This window comes from Aquamicrobium aerolatum DSM 21857 (assembly GCF_900113935.1).
GTDB classification, from domain to species: Bacteria; Pseudomonadota; Alphaproteobacteria; order Rhizobiales; family Rhizobiaceae; genus Aerobium; species Aerobium aerolatum.
This window is the reverse complement of sequence record NZ_FORF01000017.1, coordinates 36705-55683: the sequence shown is the minus strand read 5'-3', so window position 1 is coordinate 55683 and position 18979 is coordinate 36705. Positions and strand designations below refer to the sequence as shown.

Here is an 18979-nt window from a genome sequence, read left to right as displayed (position 1 = left end):
CGCATGATGAAAAAAGAGAACGCACCGCTGGCAATCGTGACCGGCGCAGGAACAGGCCTTGGCAGGGCCATGACCGTCGAGTTGGCCATTCGCGGTATCCCGGTTGCGGCGATCAGTCGGAACCCTGCAGACCTGCAGCGGACCGTCGATCTGGCTGTTGGCGCGATGGTGGTGCCGTTTCGCGTCGACGTGAGCGAAACGCGCGCCGTGCTTGATACATTTGCGGCAATTCGTCAGCAGATGGGTGATCCAACAATCCTGATCAACAACGCGGCCGTTCACCCGCACCGCGACTTTCTAGCCAGTCAGCCGGGAGAGTTCATGGAGTGCGTGTCGATCAATCTGGGCGGTGCCGTGAATTGCACGCATGCGGCACTGCAGTCGATGATCCGCACCGGAGAGGGTCGAATCGTCAATATTGGCAGCTTTGCCGACATTGCCCCGCAGCCGATGGCGGGTGCTTACAGTGTCTCGAAAGGGGCGCTACGCATCTTTTCGCGCACGCTGGTGGCCGATCTCGGAGACCGCTTTCCGGGGATTGTGGTGTCGACGTGGATGCCGGGCATTCTCGCGACGCGTATGGGGCTGGTCACCGGGCTTGACCCGGCTATTGCAGCGCGATGGGGTGTTGAACTTGCCTTGAGCAATGATGCGGGGCTCAACGGGGCGGTCTTCGAGCAGAATGTGCAACTGCCCGAAGCGCGTTCGTTGAAACGTCGAATCCTGGAAAAGCTCCTGCGTCGCGGACCGCCCCTGCGCCGGCTCGGTCTTGAGGCATGATATGAGCTCAATCGCGATACATCCGCGGCCAGCCGATGTCCTGACGCAAAAAGCGCCACGATCGCGAGCGGCTGATCGGGGGCGCTTACTGATTTACGCACCCGTGCCTGTCTGGCAGGAACACGGGCAACTGATGGTTGAGGCTCAGGCGGCAAATGGCTTGCGCCTATGGGCCAAGAATTTTGAACGTGTCGTCGCGATCATGCCGCTGGCAACATCGCGTCCTGCCGGTGCAATGGTGGCGTTGGATGCATCCGAGCCTGCCATCTCGGTCGAGCCTGTACCATTTGCCTACCGCCCGGATGTTTTCCTACGGCAGCTCTCTCCTGTCAGACGCAGGATGCGCGAACTCATCGCGCAAGCTGACTACCTTTCCTTCGCGCTCGGGGGGCTGATCGGAGACTGGGGCGCGGTGGCGGCGCTCGAAGCGCACAGGATGGGGCGGCGTTTCGCAGTTTGGACTGATCGGGTCGAGTCCGAGGTGGTCAGGCGTTCGGCGGGGGAGGGGCGGTTTCGCTCCCGGCTTCGTGCGCGGCTTACGCACAGACCTATGGCCTGGCTTGAACGGTATGTCATTGAGCGCTCGACGCTAGGATTGTTCCACGGGCGTGATACATTTGAAGCCTATTCGGGCTTCTGCAGCAATCCGCAGATCGTGCATGATATTCATCTGAAACGATCAGACCACATTTCCGCGGCGCAGCTTCATCACAAGCTTCAAGGCTGTCGACAGGGTCCGCTACGTATCGTCTATGTGGGGCGCGCCGATGCGATGAAGGCGCCGCTGGACTGGGTGGAGACTCTGGAACTCCTGGCGCGTGAGAATGTCGATTTCCGCGCGGTATGGCTCGGGGATGGCGAGCTGCATGCTGATCTGGTCAGCAGGATCGAACTGGCAGGGCTGGGCGCGCGCGTGACGGCTCCCGGCTACGTCGCAGATCGCGAGGTCGTACTGCGTGCGCTGCGCGACGCGCATGTTTTTCTCTTTTGTCACCGCACGCCTGAATCGCCACGATGCCTCATCGAGGCACTTGTATCTGGGTGCCCCATCATCGGGTATGAATCTGGATATGCGCGGGATCTGATCGCGTCAGCGGGTGGGGGAGCGATGGTGCCGAGCGGCGAGGTCGCAATGCTTGCGAAAGCATTGGCCGCCCTCGATCGGGACAGGGAAACGCTGCAGCGAATGATCATGAGTGCAACGCAGGACGGAAAGCCATTTGACGAGGAACTTGTCTTCCGGCACCGCAGCGAGCTGATCAAGGAGCATCTGGCGCCATGACCAGGAGCGAAGAAACGAATCTTGGCGGCGCTCCTGGTCAGGTTGATTACTCAAGCCATATAGCGCTCCATGCGCCCCGTCATTTCGGTCGGATACAAGGAGTTGATCTTGTAGACCACTTCCGTCCGATTGGTCGCATTCAGCTTTTTCATGATGTTGCGGATGTGGACCTTCACCGTGCTTTCACGCAGTTGCAGGTCGTAGGCGATGATCTTGTTTGCCTTGCCCTTCCGCAGTGCGTTGACCACTTCCGCCTGGCGCGGTGTGAACATCTCGGACAGTTCCCGGCCCTCGCTTGCACCGGTTTCAATGAGGTGCTTGATCGCAAGGACACAGGTCGCTGGAACAAAAATGCCTCCCGCAACCGCAAGCTCGATCGCTTCGGCGCACACTCCAATGTGTACGGACGACGGGATGAACCCCTTGGCGCCCAGTTCCAGAGCCTTCAGAACCTGAGAAAACTCATCTGTGTCTGCAAGCACAACGACCGGAATGTTTCCCAGTTCGGCCGTCAGCTTGTGGATGGAGTTTATGTATTCCGGTTCGGTAAGCTTGCCTGTGCCCAGATTGTACAGAACAGCCCCAAGTGGTGGGTACTGGTCCTTGATTGCGCGCCAGGCTTCGACGGACGGAGCGTCGATTATCTCCAGCTTGAGCTGATGTCGCGTCAGCGCTTGTGCCAGACACTCTCGTTCCAGTGGTCGGCTGTTAACGATAAGAAGGCCCTTGACAGCACGCTCTTGCAGCGAAGGTGGCATCTGGGGATCAAAGTGTGAATGTATTGTGCTCGCATTTGAGAAGGATTCCGGAGTATGCATTGCCTGACCTTTCCTCCGTTTATCTAGTTGTTCATCTTTTAACAGTAAGATGACTTTCTTTTGTATACCGCACGACAGAATCTGTAACAATAAACATGAGGTCTAGGTGGCGTTTGGTGCATTGTTGTGAATTATATCAATATTGATCTCTTGTTTAGTTGCTTTTGGCTAGCTAGTGTCTTGCCTCTACATACTATGGTTTAGGGATCATTAACGCGGCGGCTTATAAAAAGTTCCTCGTCTGCTGGCAGGTATTAAATCTCCGCAAGGAGGAATAATCGCTCACGACTGTTTTCTGGGACGCCGTGTTGCCGAATTACCTCGATCTCTACCACCATTGGAGAGGCAGAACAGACGAGCGGTTTCGGGTTAGATGATAGACGCGCGACATCTGTCTCAACCTCGCGCTCAGGCAGGTAGACCATGAATGGTCGCTACAGTTTCATCGATGGTCTGCGGGGCCTGGCGGCATTTGCCGTTGTGATGTTTCACGCTTTGCGCGGCAACCATGTCGACTTTGTTCCACGTGAGTTTGCACATATCGCCACGCTTGGTGAGGGCGGTGTCGCGATCTTTTTTGTGATCAGCGGATTCGTGATCATGCATTCGATATCGAAGGCACCGATTACTCCGCGCTTTCTCGTTTATTTCATGTTGCGCAGGTCGATCCGGCTTGATCCGCCCTATTGGGTAGCGATCCTGCTTGCGGTCGGCTTTTCAGTCTTGGCGAGTGCCGTTGTCGTTGGGCGACCCGATCCCGAATTTTCTGTCGGCCAATTGATCGCCCATCTGTTTTACGCGCAGGAAATACTTGGCTACACGCATTTGAATCCGGTTTTCTGGACTCTGTGTTATGAAATTCAGTTCTACGTCGTCCTTGCGCTTGTATTGGTGACGCGCTCAACCTCGGTGCTGTTGATTACGTTCTGTTTGAGCCTGTTGTGGCCGTTGGGCCTGGTGCCGGAATTCCGCGGTGTTTTCGTCAATTTGTTTTATGCGTTCCTGCTGGGAGTGGGGGTGCATTTCGCCTGGTGTTTCCCACGCACGCGTCCCCTGTTTCTGGCGTACACAGCTGTTCTGCTCGTCGCCTCCTTCCTTCATTCCAATCTCTTCGCACTGATTTCGAGCGCGACGGCCCTGATCCTTGCATCCGCCGCGATCAAGGGACGACTTCACAACACCTTGAACTGGCGCTGGTTGCAGTTCCTCGGGATGATTTCCTACTCACTTTATCTGACACACAACCCCATCACCGGCGCAACGTTTCGCGTCTGGTACATGATTGCCGGGCGTTCGGTAGCGGCACAGGCGTCAGGACTGCTGCTCGCGACTGTGACATGCGTGACGTTCGCGTGGGTCATGTACAGGGTGATCGAAAGGCCTTGCATCGCACTGGCACGCTCGGCCTCACGTGGCCGGATTGCATCTGAACCTTTGCCCCCAGTGCGTATTTGACGGCTGCCTTGTGGGTGAGTTTTGGCGACGGGTGCCGCTCAGCGCTGAAGGCTGTGTCGAAGGAAGTCGGTCAATAGATGGGGTGGGAGGTCGCTTCGCCGACGCAGAACCAGATGTCGCGTCCTGTACGCCAAATGTCCCATGATCCATGAGATATTCGCAATAAGGCGATAGCTGGCGCGATGATGCTTTCGAAAATAGAGATTGCGTGATCTGAACCAGTAGGATGGTCTGCGGGGCAGGCGGATGTCGCGGCGGGTTACGCCAGTCGACTGTCCGACAAGATGTACGACACGGCTGGTGGGGACGTGGTGGCATTCCCAGCCGGCACGTGCGGCCCGCCGGCAAAGGTCAACTTCCTCGAAATAGAGAAAATACTCCTCGTCGAACGACCCAACTTCCTGCAGAACGCGGGAACGCACCATCATGCTCGCACCTGAAACCCAGTCGACCCGAAGCGCTTCTTCTCCGATGTCGGGAACAACACGCCATGGGCTGAGAAGGCGCGAGATCACACCGATACGAGCTTCACTTTCCAGCTCCGCGGCAGCGGAAGGAAATCGGAAAGCGCATGCCTGAGGCGTGCCGTCGAAGTCCTCCAACCGGCTGCCGGCTATCCCGACGCTGGGCATTTGCACCACATAAGCCAGCAATTCCGTTATCGCCCGCGGCCGCACCACGGTGTCAGGGTTGAGGAACAACACATATTCGGGTTCACCATGACGCGCGCGCAGGTGCTCAAGACCTCGATTGTTGGCAAAGGCGAAGCCGCCATTCCGTTCCAGCGACAGCAACGCAGTCCGATCACTCCACCCGTTTGACACGATCGCCTCGCCGATCAATCGGGCTGAGTTATCGCTCGATCCGCCCTCGACAACTACAATTTGCGTGCCGTCAGGCAACACCGCCGGAAGATTCAGCGATTGCAGGCAATCGATGACCAGTTCGGCCGTTCGGTAGTTAACGATGATGATGCCCAGCCGAAATGGATTGGTCATGTGCGGCTCCAGACTCTTCCTCACCCGAGCGCAAGCTGGGCGGTGTGTCGGAAGACGCCGTGGCGCTGGCGCTCGTCAATAACCTGTTGGACCAGCCGTTGGCTGACGGACCGAAGGCCGCGGCCATAGGCGTAGGCCAGACACCGGTCTGCCAGAATGTTGATCTGTCGGGGGATGCCTTGCGTTTCTTCGGCAATCAACGCGCGCGCGCCGCGCCGGATGATCCCCGCGTGGCTGCCGACATACTCGAGCCGGTGACGGATATAGTGGTTCACCTCAGCTGGAAGCAGTCTTGGCAAGTGAAAATCGGACGATACGCGCAACGCGAACTGCCGCAGTTCGGGAGCGCTCAATGTGAGACTGAGCTCCGGCTGGCCGACCAGGATCAATTGCAGCATCATCCTTGCATCGTTCATATTGGAGAGCATGCGCAACTCCTCGATCAACGAGGGGCTCAGATTCTGGGCTTCATCAATCACGACAACGGCACGTCTGCCGTGGTCGGCAAGGCCAGCTACGAAATCGCTGAATCGGCGGTGAAGGTAAGCACGCGACTCGCCGACGGGTGCCGGCTGGTTGAAAGCCAGCAACAGCCATTCAAGAAGGTTGTCATCCTCTCGTGGCGTATTGTTGATGAGACCAATCGTCAGGTCGCCTTCCACGTTCCGGAGAAGGTGTTTGATCAAAGTTGTTTTTCCGGACCCGATTTCTCCTGTCACGACAGTGAAGCCAGCCTGATTCAGAACGCCGTATTCCAGCATAGACAGCGCCATGGAATGCGCTCTGCTAAGATAGAGAAAGCGCGGATCCGGCAGGATCGAAAATGGCATCTCGCGAAACCCGAAATGATCTGCGTACAATGTCTATCTCCAATAGTCGGGCTGACTGTTACGGCTAAAGCCCATGCCGGCCCGTCTTGTTGAGAATGTAATGAACGCCGCTGCGCTGTCCGAGGATGCTTTTGCAAGACTCGACCTGCGGCAGTGTAGTTTCACCGCTTGCCAGAACGACAACTACGTTGGTCGACAACGATATGTAGGCAGCTGCCAAATCGGATGCCGGCAAAGGCGGCAGATCAAGCACGATCACGGTTGCCGGCCATCGGCGGTTGGTCCGCGCGCCATCTATCAGGGCATGTGCGTTATCACGGGCGTCGTCATTGGCAATTTCGAGCCACATCCCGACATTGCCTGCCAGGATATGCCCGCCGCTTGCCTCGTTGCTTGGCCAACTCGCATCTTGCCAATCCTGACCCTCCAACCCCAAATAACGAAGCAGAGAAGGGTCGGTCGCCCCATCCGGAGAGATCAGCACAACACGGTGTTTTTGGTTCCGTGCGAATGTGAATGCCAGATTGGCGGCGGTGACCGTCGCGCCGTTACCTGCAGCTGCTCCGGCGACTGCAACGATGATAAAATCCGAACCCATTTGATCGTGGATGATCTGGTCTCGCAGCAGGTCATAATGTCGGCAAGCAAAGGCAGTCGGTTCGAAGGCCACGATCCTATTGCGCTGCAGAAGGGTGGCGTCGAGCTGAACGCTCGTTTCGGCGCGGTGCGCTCCTTGTGTGCCAGACGTGGTCGATGGCGACAGGTTGTCCGGCTCGCGTGTGACGGAAGACACGCCCATCCGCTTGCCAGATAACGTCACGAACGGTGATGAAGGGGATTGTCTTAGTTCTCGCGCCCTTTGTACGGCCTTGGTAATGCTGTCCATGGAATGACTCTTGCCTCTCAGGCGTTGGCCTGGGTTTTCGGATGACGTACCCCTGCTAACCAGTCGAGCGCGACATCTACCAATTTTCGGCGTTCGTTCTGGGGCTGCCAATCGGGGATCATCACGAGGGTTGAGCCAGCAAGCGCGTTACGAAGGTCGAAGCTGCCGCGAATGGTGCGCTGCAGACTGTCGCCCAGATAGACTCCACCGATGCCCGCGCCAAAAGCGGCGGCGAGCGCAAGCAGAAAGAGCCGTTTTCTGTTCGGCGAGGCCGGGTAAAGTGGGACCTCCGGCTGTTCAATGATCTGAACCTGCGAGTTGGAGTCGGCAATTTCGAGTCGCTCGCTTGAGCGTGCTGCAGCCAGCTTTCCATTGGTATCGTCGGATGCACGCCAAATGCCGGCGCGATCGCGTTCGAAAGCGTCGACTTGAGCCTGAACTGCTGGCGCGCGCGCGAGGATGTCACGAAGTTCGGTGATCCGGCTGATCGTTTCAGCATGCTCGGTTTGCAGCGTTTCCTGGCGTCGTTTACCGATGGCGATCCGTTCAGTGATCATCGTCAGTTCGGGCGGCAGGTCGGGTCGTTGAGCAGGGGTGGTAATGCCCAGCGCGATGCGCTGGCGAAGGCTCTCGATGCGCTGGTTCAACGAACGCATTTCCGGGTGTTCGGCAGAATAGATGACGGACTTGCTGTTGTGTTCGGCTTCAAGCTGGGACAATTGATGACGCGCCTGGGCAACGGGTTCGGAGCTCTGCATCGCGGTGCGCAGTTCAACCTCGGAAAGTTGGATTTCCTGGGTCAATGCGGCAAGTGTGGCGGCTTGTGTCGAGGCCTCGCGCTCGCGCTCATGCAGTTCGCTTTCAAGGCCGGTGACGCGTGCGGGCATCGCGTCTGCATTGGCTGCAACGAAGTCGCGCCATTCCGCTTCGCGCTGGGCAATGCGCTCGGCAAGGGTCTTTGCCTCCAGTTCCAGGAACCTGGTTGCTTCGGTGGCGCGTTGAATGCGAAGGCGGCGGTTTTCCTCGATGATCATCTCCACCAGTCGCGACGTCACCGCTGCAGTGCGTTCCGCTGAGTCTGAACGAAAGGCGACCCGCATTGCGCTGGTTGCAGCGTGGCGCGCGGATGGTTCAGCGGCGACCGTGTTGATGTTGATGTGCTGGCGTACCAGGTCAGCAAGCATCGTCGTCGACATTTCCGTCCGTGCACCGGGGAAGAGGTCGAACTCGTTGGCCAGAGCCAATAGTTTTTCACGCGCGAGAACGCGCTGCTCGATGAATTGCAGTTGCTCGCTCATGACCGTCTCGGGAAGCAGGTTCGATGATGCTGGGGTGGGCTCCACCATCAACAATGCTTCGGACTGATAGGTGCGCGGCAGCAACAGGATCGCAGCCAGAGCGACGACCAGAACCGTTGCGCCCGGCACAATCGCAAACAGGGGGCGCTTGGCGAAGGCCTCGGCATAGTAGATGGCGTTACGAAGGAGATCGTTGAGCATTTTCAATTCCCGTCGCAGATGCGGGGTGAGGCGGGGTTTCCTCGCTCGGGCGCGAGACGCGGATCAAGTCGCCAGGCTGTACTTCGGAGAGTTCGGAGGCATCGATCTCGATTGGCTGTCCGTTGACCGATCTGACGACCTTGATGATGAGTTGCGTGGATGGGGAATCGCTATCCAGGGGAGCGGCGTCGAGAAGAGAAAGGAGGCGCTTGTTGTCTGCCAGCGTCAGCGTGGCATTTTCGAGCTGCCGCTCCGTGTCGCGAAGATCGATGATGAGCTGGCCTCTGCGCGCAGCGAGCAATTCGCGGTATGTTTCGCCCTCATCGGCTACATTGAGACGTGCCGTGACGATCTGGCCCTCCAGTTCATGACGACGTGCCCGCAATTCGGCGATTTCGCTTCGGATCTCTATCTGCCGGGTTTCATTGGCGTAGCCTTTCTCAACCAGTTGCGAGATTGAGCGCAGTCGAGCCTCGGCCAGTTCGACCTGTAGCTCGATGGCTTTGCCTTGTTCGCTGAGTGTCTCTGCCAATTCGCGGCGGATCTTCAAACGTTCTGCATGCGCTCGTGCCTGTTCGCTCTTTTCCTCAAGCCGGGAACGGAGGATCGAGCTTTCACGGGCAATGTCCGTCGGCATGGCTGTGGACGCATCGATCGTCGTGCGATCACTCTGCTCCGAGCGGATACGGGCCGCCTGGGCCGTCAGCTGGGAAATCAGCGCCGTCGTGCGATCAATCTCGCCATTCGTCGTGATGCGCCGTTCATCGCTCGATGCGGTGCCGGCGCCACGTGGACGTCCCCCAGCCATGCTGATGCTGTGCGCGACCAGAAGGCCGGGCCGATAGGGATAGGCACCTGGATTTGTGACGTCGCCGTTGACATAGATAGTCTGCTCACGCTCGGCGCCGGGAACGAGCATCAGCGTCAGGTCCGGGTCGTCCTTGAAAAAGGGCCGGAGCTTGTCTTTGATCTGTGTTTCCAGCTCGATGAGGGTAAGGCCGGCACCTTGAAGGTGCCCTGCCAGAGGCAGTGAAAGCCAACCGTCGGGACCGATCGTGACCGTGCGTCGCATCGCCTCATCGACAGAAGTCCAGATTTCCACCCGGTCACCTGTCGCAAGGCGATAGTGGTCCTGTGCGTGCCCATTGGCGCACAACGTCACCAGGCACAGCCCTGCCAATACCAGTCTACCTTGCATCAATATACTCCGCCGGGTCGCGAGCCCGTTTCAATGTACGCAAAGAATAGGTTGCCGCAGGGGCACAAGAAACAACGCCCTATTGGGTAAGAGCTACTGCTAATGCGCAAACAGGTGGAGTGAAGGATTGTTGGTTACACCTTTTGGATAGGGAGGATGTCGTGAGGCGGCAGATAGCCCAATAGAAAAGCCGCCGAACGCCTGGCGATCAGCGGCTTTTGACGGGTGAATAGAACTCGCGCAGGCGTTAGTCTGGCTGGAACTTGAGCGCCACACCGTTGATGCAATAGCGCAAGCCGGTCGGCGGTGGGCCGTCGGGGAACACATGCCCCAGATGGCTGCCGCATGTGGCGCAGTGCACTTCTGTACGAACCATACCGAATGACCGGTCTTCGGTTGTCTCGACCGCGCCGGGTAGAGGATCATTGAAGCTCGGCCAGCCGGTTCCGCTCTCGAATTTCAACGTCGCGGCAAACAGCTTTTCGTCACAGCCCACACACTGAAATGTGCCGGCGCGATGTTCATGCAGCAAGGCGCAACTGCCGGGGCGCTCGGTGCCGTGCTGGCGCATCACCTGATACTGTTCCGGGGTCAAAAGCGCGCGCCATTCAGCGTCCGTGCGGCTGACAGGAAAGGTCTTGGCGTCCATGATTGGCTCCTGATTTGTTGTTGTGCCAGATGTAGGGTCGGTAATGCGCGCCCTCAATGCTTGCGCGATAGTTCTCGCGTTGCGCGCTCCAGCCCCTCGAGGGTCAGCGGATACATGCGATCCGAGAAAAGTTCACGAATCATCTGAATCGAATGTGTGTAGCCCCAATGTTTTTCCTGCACTGGGTTCAGCCAAACCGCGTTGGGCCACTGGGCGCGCACGCGCTGGAGCCAGACGGCACCCGCTTCCTCGTTCCAGTGCTCGACCGATCCGCCTTTGTAGGCGATCTCGTAAGGGCTCATCGACGCATCGCCGACGAAGATCACCTTGTAGTCGGAAGCGTATTTGTGCAGCACGTCGAAGGTTGGGATGACCTCCGAATGACGGCGGCGATTGTCTTTCCACACGCCTTCGTAAAGGCAGTTGTGGAAGTAAAAATACTCCATGTGCTTGAATTCGACGCGAGCTGCCGAGAACAGCTCTTCGATCACCTTGATGTGGTCGTCCATGGAGCCGCCCACATCGAAGAACATCAACAGCTTGACCGCGTTGCGGCGCTCGGGCCGCGTCTTGACGTCGAGATAGCCGTGCTCTGCAGTCGATGAAATCGTGCCGGGCAGGTCGAGTTCTTCATGCGCGCCCTCTCGCACCCAGCGCCGCAGACGTTTCAGGGCGACCTTGATGTTGCGGGTGCCAAGCTCGACACTGTCGTCGAAATTCCTGAACTCGCGCTGGTCCCACACTTTCACGGCGCGGCGGTGACGGCTTTCGTGCTGGCCGATGCGAACGCCTTCCGGGTTGTAGCCATAGGCGCCGAAGGGCGAGGTGCCGGCGGTACCGATCCACTTGTTACCGCCCTGATGACGGCCCTGCTGTTCTTCGAGGCGCTGTTTCAGCGTTTCCATCAGCTTTTCAAACCCGCCAAGCGATTCGATCAGCTTCTTTTCCTCGTCGCTCAGGTGCTTTTCAGCCAGGCGGCGCAACCATTCCTCCGGCAGGTTGGCGACGTCGACGGCACCTTGGCCTGACACAGCCTCCAGTCCCTTGAACACGTGCTTGAAGACCTGGTCAAAGCGGTCGATATATCGTTCGTCCTTCACCAGCGAGGCGCGTGCCAGGTAATAGAATGCCTCGACATCGTAGTCGACAAGCCCCGCTTCCATGCCTTCCAGCAGCGAAAGACATTCTCGCAAGGAGACAGGTACCTTGGCGGCTTTCAGTTCCAGGAAGAATGGCAGGAACATGGGCGTCAGGTCCGCTGGTATTTGATGAAGGGGGTGAGGGTTGCGACGCGATCGTAGAGTTTGCGTGCATTCTCGTTGAAGTGCTGCGTCATCCAGTAGACATTTGCCGCCCCAGCCGCATCTGCCTGCGCATAGACCGCCTCGATCAGCGCCCGGCCGATGCCGGTGCCTCGCACGCCCGGTTCTGCGTATAGATCCTGAAGATAGCAGTTGTCGGCAACCGCCCAGCAGGTGCGGTGGTAGATGTAGTGCACCAGTCCAACCGGCTTGCCGCCGGCTTCCGCGATCAAGCCGTTCGGTTCGTATTTCCCCTCATCGAGAAGCCGCGTCCAGGTGGACTCAAAGACGTCGGCGGGCAGCGCGGTGTCGTAGAAGGCAAGATAAGCCGTCCACAATCGCCGCCATTCCTCATGGTCGGACGGGGCGAGCGGGCGAATGATCAGGTTGGCCATGCGGGTTCTCTGCTGATGCTAGCCTTGTCGGCGCGCCAGAAATGCGAGCCGCTCGAAGAGGTGAACGTCCTGTTCGTTCTTGAGCAGCGCGCCGTGGAGGCGGGGCAGGGCGTTCTTTGCATCGCCGCGCAGGTCTTCGGGCGAGACATCGTCAGCAACGAGCAGGCGGATCCAGTCGAGAGCCTCGGAAGTCGAGGGCTTTTTCTTCAGGCCGGCAACTTCTCGGACTTCGTAAAACTGCGTCAGCGCTGCGCTCACCAGCTTCTGCTTGATGCCGGGATAGTGAACTTCGACGATCCGGTGCAGCGTCTCGATGTCGGGAAAGCGAATGTAGTGGAAGAAGCAGCGGCGCAGAAACGCGTCTGGCAGCTCTTTCTCATTGTTCGACGTGATGATGACGATCGGGCGGTGCTTTGCGCGAATGGTTTCGCCGGTCTCGTAGACGTGGAACTCCATCTTGTCCAACTCCTGCAGCAGGTCGTTTGGAAACTCGATGTCAGCCTTGTCGATCTCATCGATCAGCAGCACCACCTTCTTGTCGGTCGTGAACGCTTCCCACAGCTTGCCATGGCGAATGTAGTTGGAGATGTCGTTGAACCGCTCGTCGCCAAGCTGGCTGTCGCGCAGACGTGAGACTGCGTCGTACTCATAAAGTCCCTGCTGTGCGCGGGTGGTGGATTTTACGTTCCATTCGATCAGCTCCAGACCCAGCGACGAGGCAATCTGCTTGGCGAGTTCCGTCTTGCCGGTGCCCGGCTCGCCCTTGACCAGCAAGGGGCGTTCAAGTGCGATGGCCGCGTTGACGGCAACCATCAGATCCTTGTCGGCAACATAGGCCGCCGTTCCTTCAAAGCGCATGCAATGCTCTCCCGATTGTCGCGGGCGACACTAGTACCGGCATGTGGCAAGGGCAAGGATGGGCGATGCGGCGTGTGGGAGGCAAATGCCCACTGGCGCACATGCCTTTACCCTCCTATATTCGCCAGTAGCGATCTGCGCTTCTCGACAGGAGCAACACTTCCCCGGGGCCTTACTGATCCTTAGGGAGCTGTCCCTGTCCGAACCCGTGGGTTCGGACACACGGCGCCCACCTACTTTGTAGGCCACCGGGATCAACCGCGACATCGGTCGTCGTGGATCGCTACTGTTCTTTTCTGTCCTGCTGGTACTGGCCAGTTCATCGCCCATGTCGCTTGCCTCTTCGGACATCAAGAAGCAGTTGCGCGCTGAAGCTCTGGCGCGGCGAAACGCGCTGGACCCGGTTTTGCGCGCCGAAGTTGCGCTTCAGCTTGGACATGCAAACGACCTGCTGCGGATAGAGCCGGGCACCATCGTGTCAGGGTTTTGGCCCATGCGCTCGGAACTCGACCTGCGCCCGTTGATGTTCCGACTGATCGACAGCGGCATGCGCGTGTGTCTTCCTGCCATCCTCGACAAGACGACCATCGTTTTTCGCGAACTCAAGCGCGGAGCGCCACTGGTCGACATGGGGTTTGGGACGCGTGGCCCTGATGGGAACGCAGCGTTGCTCGAGCCGTCGGTCATGCTCATCCCGCTGGCAGCGTTCGACGCACGCGGTCACCGAATTGGCTACGGCGCGGGATATTACGACCGTGCGATCGCCAGGCTGCATGCAGATGGTCATTCGCCGCGCCTCGTTGCGGTTGGCTTCGACTGCCAGGAGGTGCCGCGGGTTCCGGAGGCCGCGCATGATGTCCAGCTCCATCAATTGTTGAGCGATACGGGCCTTCGATCGTTTCCGCTTGCGGCTCGCCCGCCTGCCTACGCGCCGATTAACGCTTTCCACGCGTCGTAGAACTGATCTATAGAGCCCGGCCATGAGACTGTTATTTCTTGGCGACATGGTCGGACGCTCCGGCCGCACGGCGGTTTGGGACAAGCTCCCCGGACTGATTTCCGATTTCCGGCTCGATTTCGTCATCGTGAATGGCGAGAACGCAGCTGGCGGCTTTGGTATTACCGAAGAAATCTATCTGCGCACGCTCGATGCGGGCGCCGATGTGGTGACGACTGGAAACCACGTCTGGGACCAGCGTGAGGCACTTGAGTTTGCGTCGCGCTCGGATCGCTTCATTCGTCCGGCAAACTTCCCGCTCGGCACGCCGGGTCGCGGTACGGGCCTTTATGAGGCACGGAACGGCGCTCGTGTCTTCGTGACGAATATTATGGGCCGGGTGTTCATGCACCCGGAACTTGATGATCCTTTCCAGGCTGCCGAACGCGAACTGGAGGCGTGTCCATTGGGTGAAGTCGCCGATGCGGTGGTGATCGATTTTCACGCCGAGGCAACGTCCGAGAAGATGTGCATGGGACATTTTGTCGACGGCAGGGCGAGCCTTGTGGTCGGCACGCACACGCACCAGCCGACCGCAGACCACCAGATTCTGGATGGCGGCACTGGTTACCTGAGCGACGCCGGCATGTGCGGCGACTACAATTCGTCGCTTGGAATGGACAAGGAAGAGCCGCTCAATCGCTTCCTGTCAAAAGTGCCGCGTGGCCGCTTTGAGGCTGCTGGCGGACCGGCGACGATCTGCGGCGTTGGTTTGGATATCTCCGATCGTACGGGCCTTTGCGAACGGATCGCACCGTTGCGGCTTGGACCGCGCCTTGAGGAAACTGTTCCAGCCTTCTGGCGCTGATAACCGTGCAGCGGCGTCAGACATCTTCTGCCATGCAATTTCACCTATTTGTTTGGAACGGAAATTCAGCTCGCGCATTTTAGGGCGCTGGTCGCGTTGTCGGAAGTGACGCGACGCGGATAATTTATTGCGCCATTCTTTCAACACGCGGGTGTTTTCTATGGAGTTTTTTGCCGGGTTCTTCGACTGGATCAACGACCCGACGGCATGGGTTGCGCTTTTGACCCTCGTGGTGATCGAGGTTGTTCTGGGCATCGACAATCTCATCTTTATTTCGATCCTGACCAACAAACTCCCCCCAGAGCATCGAGTGAGTGCACGCCGTATCGGAATCGGCGCCGCGCTATTGATGCGACTTTTGCTGCTGGCAACCGTTGCCTGGATCGTCCAGCTGACCAATCCCCTCTTCACTTTGTTCGATCAGCCATTCTCATGGCGCGATATTATCCTGATCGTCGGCGGTCTGTTTCTTGTGTGGAAGGCAACGAAGGAAATCCATCATTCGGTCGACCCGCAAGACAGCAAAGGCAACATGGTCTCAGATGTAGTCACTTTGTCCTTTGCGGGCGCAGTCTTCCAGATCCTGCTGCTCGATCTGGTGTTCTCGATCGACTCCATCATCACTGCGGTCGGTATGACCGATGAGATCGCCATCATGTATATCGCGGTTATTGTCGCTGTGGTCGCGATGCTTCTGGCGGTGAACCCGTTGTCCCGCTTCATTGAGCGAAATCCCACCATCGTTATGCTGGCGCTCGCGTTCCTGCTGATGATCGGCATGACCCTCATTGCCGAAGGCATGGGTTTCCATGTCCCCAAGGGCTACATCTACGTGGCGATGGGATTTTCTGCTTTGGTGGAGATTCTGAATATGCTGTCGCGTCGCCGGCGCGCCGGTGCTCGTAGTCCGCAGCACAGCCTTCCTGACAGTTGAGGTGCTTCGGCACCTCGGCTGGCCAGTGCCTTGGCTGGACGTTTCCCGGCGTTTTATCTATAAGCCCCGGCATTCAACACGTTGGGAAAAGTCCGAACAGGGGTGTTATGGCAGGTCACTCACAATTCAAGAACATCATGCATCGCAAGGGCCGGCAGGACGCCGTTCGCTCGAAGATGTTTTCCAAGCTTGCGCGCGAGATCACTGTCGCGGCCAAGATGGGCGCTCCCGACCCCAGCATGAACGCCCGCTTGCGCCTTGCGATCCAGAACGCCAAGGCGCAGTCGATGCCGAAGGACAACATCCAGCGCGCCATCAACAAGGCGTCGGGCAGCGATAGCGAGAACTACGACGAAGTCCGCTACGAAGGCTACGGCCCCGGTGGTATCGCTGTCATCGTCGAGGCGTTGACAGATAATCGCAATCGCACGGCCTCGACCGTCCGCGCAGCCTTCACCAAGGCGGGCGGCGCACTGGGCGAAACCGGTTCGGTGTCGTTCCTGTGGGATCGCGTTGGCGAGATCGTCTATAGCGCGGCGGCAGGCGATGCCGACAAGGTGATGGAAGCCGCCATCGAAGCCGGTGCTGACGATGTCGAATCCGATGATGAAAGCCACGTCATCCTTTGCGCCTTTGAAAGTGTCGGCGAGGTCACGGCTGCGCTTGAGGCTGCCCTTGGCGAACCCGAATCGGTCAAGACGATCTGGAAGCCGCAGACCAATACGCCAGTCGACGAGGATCGCGCACGTTCAATCCTCAAACTGGTGGCGACGCTTGAAGACGACGATGACGTTCAGAACGTTTACGCCAACTTTGAAGTCGACGACGAGACCATGGCCAAGCTCAGCGCCGTGTAGGACGGTTTCGCGGTTCCGGTTGCTTGATATGGCCGGAGCCGCGCGCTCGCTTTTGCAGCAAGCTGAATCTCTGCGACCTCGGGATGATTTGAGCCCAAGCGCGACTGAGCACAAAAAAAACCCGCCAAACTGGCGGGTTTTTCTGTATTTGATTTGGCGCAAGGCTTGTGACTACGGCATCTCTATACCGAGACAAGTCTTGTTTCGGGCATGCGGTATCAGATACCGAGGCCTTCGTAGCGCTTCTTGAACTTGGAAACGCGGCCGCCACGGTCCATCAGCGTCTGCGACGCACCGGTCCAGGCCGGATGGGTGGTCGGGTCGATGTCGAGGTTCATCGTGTCGCCTTCCTTGCCCCAGGTGGAGCGGGTGAGGTACTCGGTGCCATCGGTCATCACGACTTTGATGGTGTGGTAGTCTGGATGGATATCGGTCTTCATCGGTGTCGTCCTGGCTTTCGGGGCTAACGCGCGCGCTTCGCTGCGGCGATGCGCCCACTATCAAAACCTGAAGCCGCGGCTAAGGAAGCTGCGGCTCCAAAAACAGTCGGCTGGCATATACAGGAGCCGGTTTGAATTCACAAGGCCGGTGGCACGGCAATTTCGCCGATACGGCACAGGAAGGGCTCATGGCAAGAGAAATCATGAACGGCGAACGCAAAGGTCGGTCCATCGGCCCATTGCGGCGTCTCGTCCCGTATCTGGCCCGCTACCGCGCGTTGGTCATCGGCGCGCTCATCTCCCTGGTCGCAGCCGCGGTCACGACGCTGACCCTGCCGATCGCGGTGCGGCGGATGATCGACCATGGTTTCAGCGAAACCAATTCCGGCTTCATGGCCAATTATTTCACCATGCTGATCGTGCTGGTGAGCATTCTCGCTCTGGCGTCGGCCACCCGGTACTATTTTGTCATCACGCTTGGCGAGCGCGTCGTGTCCGATGTCAGGCGCGATGTATTTTCGCATGTTGCGACGCTGTCGCCTGCGTTCTTTGACCGGACCCAGTCGGGTGAGATCGTCTCGCGGCTGACTGCCGACACAACGCAGATCAAGTCCGCTGTTGGGGCAACTGCCTCGGTGGCGTTGCGAAATCTCATCATGGGCCTCGGTGCGCTGGGGATGATGGTGGTGACGAGCCCGAAGCTGTCGGCGTTGGTGATTGCAGCAATTCCGGTCGTCGTTGTGCCGCTCATAGCGTTCGGGCGATCGGTACGTCGCAAATCGCGCCTAGCCCAGGACACGCTTGCGCAAGCCAGCGCTTATGCGAGCGAGCAGATTGGCGCAGTGCGGACGCTCCAGGCCTTCACCAATGAGGGGCTGGTGACCAAACGCTTTGCCGATGCAGTGGAAACTGCGTTCCGCGCGGCGCGCGCATCGGTGTTTGCACGGGCATTTTTGACTTTCTTTGCCATCTTCACGATTTTCACGTCGGTTGTGGCTGTGTTGTGGATCGGTGCAGGCGACGTCCTTTCCGGCAATTTGTCGGCGGGGACGCTGGGACAATTCTTGCTCTATGCGGTGTTTGCCGCCGGCGCGCTGGGTGCACTTTCGGAGGTCTGGGGCGAGCTGAACCAGGCGGCCGGGGCGGCTGAGCGTCTGACCGAGCTTCTGGATGAAGTGCCCGCAATTACGGCTCCCAGCCAGCCTGCAATGATGCCGGAGCCCGCCGCAGGCAAGGTGGAATTCCATGATGTGCGTTTTGCCTACCCGACACGGCCCGGCCATTCGGCCCTTGAGGGACTGACATTTGCAGTTCAGCCGGGGGAGACGGTTGCGATTGTCGGTGCATCGGGTGCTGGCAAGAGCACGGTCTTTTCGATGTTGATGCGGTTCTACGATCCGCTCGAGGGCAAGATCCTGATCGACGGCGTGGATGTGCGGGAGGCAGACCCGGCAGACGTTCGCAGCCGTATCGCGATCGTGCCGCAGGACGTTACCATCTTCGCCGCCACAGCAGCCGACAACATTGCATTTGGCAAGCCGGGAGCAAGCCGGTCCGATATCGAGGCTGCTGCGCGCGACGCCCATGCTGACATCTTCATCTCCCGGTTGACGGATGGCTATGATACCGAGCTTGGCGAGCGCGGTGTTACGCTTTCCGGTGGTCAGCGCCAGCGCGTGGCGATTGCCCGGGCCATCCTGCGCGATGCGCCGATTCTACTGCTCGATGAGGCAACATCGGCGCTGGATGCCGAGAGCGAGACGCTGGTACAACAGGCGCTCGACCGGCTGATGGAAGGACGCACGACAATCGTCGTCGCTCATCGTCTGGCTACAGTGTTGAAGGCCGACCGCATTTTCGTGATGGAAGACGGACGCATCGTCGAAGAGGGCACCCATCGCAGTCTTGTTGCCAAGGGCGGCGTGTATGCGCGCTTGGCCAAATTGCAATTCGACGTTGGCGGCGAGGCCTTTTCGAAAGCTGCCGAATAGGCC

19 protein-coding genes and 1 other RNA gene are annotated in these 18979 nt (G+C 58.7%); 9 read left to right on the top strand and 11 right to left on the bottom strand.

Annotated elements, in window-relative coordinates; genetic code table 11:
- Window positions 1-3: 3 nt before the first annotated feature.
- Both BMZ42_RS14115 and BMZ42_RS14110 read left to right on the top strand, forming a co-directional pair.
- Window positions 4-780 (top strand): SDR family oxidoreductase, encoded by a 777-nt coding sequence (locus BMZ42_RS14115; RefSeq protein ID WP_244523267.1) that lies wholly within the window; start codon window positions 4-6, stop codon window positions 778-780.
- 133 nt (window positions 781-913) lie between these two features.
- A complete protein-coding gene (locus BMZ42_RS14110) occupies window positions 914-2062 on the top strand; it encodes a glycosyltransferase (RefSeq protein WP_210185225.1) in 1149 nt (382 codons plus the stop codon).
- Window positions 2063-2112: 50 nt separating this feature from the next.
- Here the strand turns inward: BMZ42_RS14110 and BMZ42_RS14105 are convergent, their stop codons facing one another.
- Window positions 2113-2970: a response regulator transcription factor gene (locus BMZ42_RS14105; RefSeq protein ID WP_244523266.1), complete on the bottom strand. Its 858-nt coding sequence runs from the start codon at window positions 2968-2970 to the stop codon at window positions 2113-2115.
- Between the two features lie 333 nt (window positions 2971-3303).
- On the opposite strand from BMZ42_RS14105, the gene BMZ42_RS14100 reads away from it, so the two are divergent.
- A complete protein-coding gene (locus BMZ42_RS14100; RefSeq protein ID WP_091523629.1) occupies window positions 3304-4335 on the top strand; it encodes an acyltransferase family protein in 1032 nt (343 codons plus the stop codon).
- 38 nt (window positions 4336-4373) lie between these two features.
- Here BMZ42_RS14100 and BMZ42_RS14095 read toward each other — a convergent pair whose 3' ends face one another.
- From BMZ42_RS14095 to BMZ42_RS14055, 9 genes are all read right to left on the bottom strand, one after another.
- The gene (locus BMZ42_RS14095) at window positions 4374-5333 is read right to left on the bottom strand and encodes a glycosyltransferase family 2 protein (RefSeq protein WP_091523626.1); all 960 of its coding nucleotides are present in this window, start codon (window positions 5331-5333) and stop codon (window positions 4374-4376) included.
- A 20-nt stretch (window positions 5334-5353) separates the two neighbouring features.
- Window positions 5354-6094 carry an ExeA family protein gene (locus BMZ42_RS14090; RefSeq protein WP_244523273.1) on the bottom strand — a complete coding sequence of 247 codons (741 nt, stop codon included), beginning with the start codon at window positions 6092-6094 and terminating at the stop codon, window positions 5354-5356.
- Window positions 6095-6227: 133 nt separating this feature from the next.
- Window positions 6228-7049, bottom strand: coding sequence for a P-loop NTPase family protein (locus tag BMZ42_RS14085; protein WP_139207934.1), 822 nt, complete (start codon window positions 7047-7049; stop codon window positions 6228-6230).
- A 17-nt stretch (window positions 7050-7066) separates the two neighbouring features.
- Window positions 7067-8548: a GumC family protein gene (locus tag BMZ42_RS14080; protein WP_091523619.1), complete on the bottom strand. Its 1482-nt coding sequence runs from the start codon at window positions 8546-8548 to the stop codon at window positions 7067-7069.
- Window positions 8526-9746, bottom strand: a complete 1221-nt coding sequence (locus BMZ42_RS14075) for a polysaccharide biosynthesis/export family protein (protein ID WP_091523617.1) — start codon at window positions 9744-9746, stop codon at window positions 8526-8528. The genes BMZ42_RS14080 and BMZ42_RS14075 overlap by 23 nt, the downstream gene beginning before the upstream one ends.
- A 247-nt stretch (window positions 9747-9993) precedes the next feature.
- Window positions 9994-10395 (bottom strand): peptide-methionine (R)-S-oxide reductase MsrB, encoded by a 402-nt coding sequence (gene msrB / locus BMZ42_RS14070; RefSeq protein ID WP_091523614.1) that lies wholly within the window; start codon window positions 10393-10395, stop codon window positions 9994-9996.
- Window positions 10396-10448: 53 nt separating this feature from the next.
- Entirely contained in the window at window positions 10449-11639 is a 1191-nt protein-coding gene (locus BMZ42_RS14065; protein WP_091523612.1) for a vWA domain-containing protein, read from the bottom strand.
- 5 nt (window positions 11640-11644) lie between these two features.
- Entirely contained in the window at window positions 11645-12091 is a 447-nt protein-coding gene (locus tag BMZ42_RS14060; protein ID WP_091523610.1) for a GNAT family N-acetyltransferase, read from the bottom strand.
- An 18-nt stretch (window positions 12092-12109) separates the two neighbouring features.
- Window positions 12110-12949: an AAA family ATPase gene (locus BMZ42_RS14055; RefSeq protein WP_091523608.1), complete on the bottom strand. Its 840-nt coding sequence runs from the start codon at window positions 12947-12949 to the stop codon at window positions 12110-12112.
- A 129-nt stretch (window positions 12950-13078) separates the two neighbouring features.
- Here BMZ42_RS14055 and ssrS point away from each other — a divergent pair.
- From ssrS to BMZ42_RS14030, 5 genes are all read left to right on the top strand, one after another.
- Window positions 13079-13235: non-coding RNA, 6S RNA (gene ssrS / locus BMZ42_RS14050), on the top strand.
- A gap of 42 nt (window positions 13236-13277) precedes the next feature.
- Window positions 13278-13907, top strand: a complete 630-nt coding sequence (locus BMZ42_RS14045) for a 5-formyltetrahydrofolate cyclo-ligase (RefSeq protein ID WP_091523678.1) — start codon at window positions 13278-13280, stop codon at window positions 13905-13907.
- Between the two features lie 22 nt (window positions 13908-13929).
- A complete protein-coding gene (locus BMZ42_RS14040; RefSeq protein ID WP_091523605.1) occupies window positions 13930-14754 on the top strand; it encodes a TIGR00282 family metallophosphoesterase in 825 nt (274 codons plus the stop codon).
- A 160-nt stretch (window positions 14755-14914) separates the two neighbouring features.
- Window positions 14915-15688, top strand: coding sequence for a TerC family protein (locus BMZ42_RS14035; protein ID WP_420492475.1), 774 nt, complete (start codon window positions 14915-14917; stop codon window positions 15686-15688).
- Between the two features lie 107 nt (window positions 15689-15795).
- Window positions 15796-16545 (top strand): YebC/PmpR family DNA-binding transcriptional regulator, encoded by a 750-nt coding sequence (locus BMZ42_RS14030; RefSeq protein WP_091523604.1) that lies wholly within the window; start codon window positions 15796-15798, stop codon window positions 16543-16545.
- A 218-nt stretch (window positions 16546-16763) separates the two neighbouring features.
- Here the strand turns inward: BMZ42_RS14030 and rpmE are convergent, their stop codons facing one another.
- The gene (gene rpmE, locus BMZ42_RS14025; protein WP_091523601.1) at window positions 16764-16985 is read right to left on the bottom strand and encodes a 50S ribosomal protein L31; all 222 of its coding nucleotides are present in this window, start codon (window positions 16983-16985) and stop codon (window positions 16764-16766) included.
- A 188-nt stretch (window positions 16986-17173) separates the two neighbouring features.
- Here rpmE and BMZ42_RS14020 point away from each other — a divergent pair, with 188 nt between their 5' ends.
- The gene (locus BMZ42_RS14020; protein ID WP_091523599.1) at window positions 17174-18976 is read left to right on the top strand and encodes an ABC transporter transmembrane domain-containing protein; all 1803 of its coding nucleotides are present in this window, start codon (window positions 17174-17176) and stop codon (window positions 18974-18976) included.
- Window positions 18977-18979: the final 3 nt, after the last annotated feature.